The sequence below is a fragment of the Hydrogenophaga sp. genome, from assembly GCF_051007235.1.
Taxonomy (GTDB): domain Bacteria; phylum Pseudomonadota; class Gammaproteobacteria; order Burkholderiales; family Burkholderiaceae_C; genus Hydrogenophaga.
The window spans coordinates 1-2,707 of sequence record NZ_JBPCSJ010000111.1 but is presented as its reverse complement, the minus strand read 5'-3'; the positions used below and the strand labels follow the sequence as shown (position 1 = coordinate 2,707).

The 2,707-nt window shown below is 65.1% G+C and carries 3 protein-coding genes; 1 reads left to right on the top strand and 2 read right to left on the bottom strand.

Annotation, left to right across the window (positions count from 1 at the left end; translation table 11 throughout):
• A partial coding sequence (locus tag ACR2JA_RS04145; protein ID WP_434007857.1) for a gamma-glutamyltransferase occupies positions 1-525 on the bottom strand: 525 nt, incomplete at its 3' end.
• 312 nt (positions 526-837) lie between these two features.
• Positions 838-1,764 carry a LysR substrate-binding domain-containing protein gene (locus ACR2JA_RS04140; protein WP_434007856.1) on the bottom strand — a complete coding sequence of 309 codons (927 nt, stop codon included), beginning with the start codon at positions 1,762-1,764 and terminating at the stop codon, positions 838-840.
• A 142-nt stretch (positions 1,765-1,906) separates the two neighbouring features.
• On the opposite strand from ACR2JA_RS04140, the gene ACR2JA_RS04135 reads away from it, so the two are divergent.
• On the top strand, positions 1,907-2,707 hold an 801-nt coding region (locus tag ACR2JA_RS04135), incomplete at its 3' end, for a muconate/chloromuconate family cycloisomerase (protein WP_434007855.1).

The following is a 2,707-nucleotide window of genomic DNA, read 5'->3' as shown; positions in this document are numbered from 1 at the left end:
GGCAAACCCCGGCTGGCCTTGCAGCTCGGGCGTGGCGGCGGCCCACTTCTGCTGCGCCACCACTGGCACCGCATAACCGCGTTCTGCCAGTTCAATGGCGGGTTGCATCAGGTCGGCGAACGGCAGCGCTCCAAAGCGCTCGCTCAGCGCCACCCAGCCCGCGACCGCGCCCGGCACCGTCACCGAATCCAGCCCGCGTTTGGGCGGTGTCAGCGCGTCGGCGCCGTACTTGCCGTGGAAGTAGCCGGGTGTCCAGGCCTGCGGCGCGGTGCCGCTGGCGTTCAGGCCGTGCAATTGCTGCCCGTCCCAGAGGATGCAGAACGCGTCCGAGCCCAGGCCGTTGCTGACGGGCTCGGTGATGGTCAGCGCCGCCGCCGCGGCAATCGCCGCGTCCACCGCGTTGCCGCCGGCCAGCAGCATGCGCAGCCCGGCCTGCGCGGCCAGCGGGTGCGAGGTGCTGACCACATTGCGCGCGAACAGCGGCAGGCGGGTGCTGGCGTAGGGGTTGGGGGTGTGCAGGTTCATGGCGGGGCTCCGGCGAACAGAGCAGCCATTGTGCGGGGCGCGGTGGCGGCTGCTGCGTCTCAGGGGGTTAGCCCCCCGGTGGACAACAAAGCGGCCACGACGCATCACATCGAGATGGCTTCATTTCTTTGTGTTCAAGGCGTCGCGAATGTCCAAAGCAAGACCGCCGCTGCCTGGCGCAATGCCGTCAGCAGACAGACGAGATCCTTTGAGCCGGTCGCTCAACGCCAACGCCCAAACGGCTATGGAAACCGGGTGTCCCTGGCTCACATCGGCCATCTTCTTTGCGGTTGGTGAACCCGCGTCCTGCACCTAAGTGGACGGGAAGGCGTTGGTCTGAACGTCCAGCCATGGTGGGTTCTGGGCGTACATCTCGGCGATCAGTTGCTTGATGGCGACGATGTACCACGAGTCGTCGTTGAGCCGGTGGCTCAGGATGATGGGCGACGTCACCTCCTCGTTGGCGATCAGCCGGTACACGAGGTCCGCGCGGAGCCGCGCGGCGGCCGGCACGATGCACAGGCCCACCTCCGCCGCCACCAGGCCCAGCGCGGCATGCAGCTCGCGCACCTCGTGAACTTCGTCCAGCTTGATGCCTTTCTCGTGCAGCACACCGAGCACGTGGTCTGCGAAGCTGGGGCGCGGCTCCTTCGGAAACACCACCAGCTTGAGGTGGTCCAGATCCTCCAGGCGCACCGGCCCCTTTTCCGCCGCCAGTGGCCAGGCTGGCGGTATCGCCAACACCAGCCGTTCCTCACGCAGCACCGAGCGTGCCACCGTGGTGTCGTTGGTCCGAATACGACCGAAGCCCAGGTCGATCCGCCCGGACTTGAGCTCATGGATCTGCTGGATCGACCCCATATCGACGAGGTGCACGTCGGTGTCTGGGTAGCGCTGTCGAAACGTGCGCACCAGCATGGGCAGCCCTCCGTAGAGCGTCGAGGGAACGTAGCCAATCGATATGGATTGCCGGTGGTGCCGGCCTGTCTGGCGCGCCGTGTCCTTCATCTGGTCGACCCGCTGCAGCACTTGCAGCGACTGCTCGTAAAACACCCTGCCGGCCTCGGTCAGTCGTATGGGACGGCTGTTGCGCTGGATGAGCTGTACTTCCAGTTCTTCCTCCAGCAGCTGGATCTGTCGGCTCAAGGGCGGCTGCGCGATGTGCATCAACTCCGCTGCACGCGTGAAGTTTTTGGTGGTGGCCACCGCCACGAAGTACCGGATTTGACGCAGATCCATTAGGGTAAACGATAGGTTTTGGAGTGGTTGCTCGCTAAGTCATTGAATTTCAGAGAAAAACAGGCAAATGATACCCAATAGGTATCGAACCAGATGAATTTGGTGTTGGATTGCGCACGACGGCGGTCGTCCAATACAACACATGCAACATACTGCCTATTCACAACAGATCGCTGGCCCCGTCGTGATCGAGCGCGTCGAGACGATGCTGGTCGATCTGCCCACGATCCGCCCGCACAAATTGTCGATGGCCGTCATGAACGGCCAGACGCTGATGCTCGTTCGAATCCGGTGCTCGGACGGTACCGTGGGCATCGGCGAGGGCACGACCATCGGGGGTCTGGCCTACGGCGCCGAGTCCCCCGAAGGCATGAAGCTGGCCATCGACACCTACTTCGCGCCCCAGCTGGTCGGTGCCGACGCCAACCGTGTACCGGCCGTGATGGACCGCCTGCACGCCGCCTTCCGTGACTACCGTTTCGCCAAGTGCGCGGTTGAAACCGCGCTGTTCGATGCGCTGGGCCACCGCACCGGTCTGCCCGTGTCCGAACTGCTCGGCGGCCGCCTGCGCGAGCGCCTTCCGGTGGCGTGGACCCTGGCCTCGGGCGACACCGGGAAAGACATTGAAGAAGCCCAGCGCATGCTCGCGCTGCGCCGCCACAACATCTTCAAGCTCAAGATCGGCCGCCGCACGGTGCGCGAGGACGTGGCGCATGTGGCCGCCATCAAGAAGGCGCTCGGCGACACCGCCTCGGTGCGCGTGGATGTGAACATGGCCTGGAGCGAACTCGACGCACAGCACGGTTTGGCGGGACTCGTGGATGCGGGCTGCGAACTGGTTGAGCAGCCCGTGGCCAGCGTCGACGCCCTGGCCCGCCTCACCGGCAAGTACCCCATCGCGGTGATGGCCGACGAATCGCTGGTCGGCCCCGAAAGCGCGTTC

Coding starts and splice junctions, on each gene's coding strand:
- ACR2JA_RS04140 (WP_434007856.1), bottom strand. CDS start 1,764: ATGGATCTGCGTCAAATCCGGTACTTCGTGGCGGTGGCCACCACCAAA.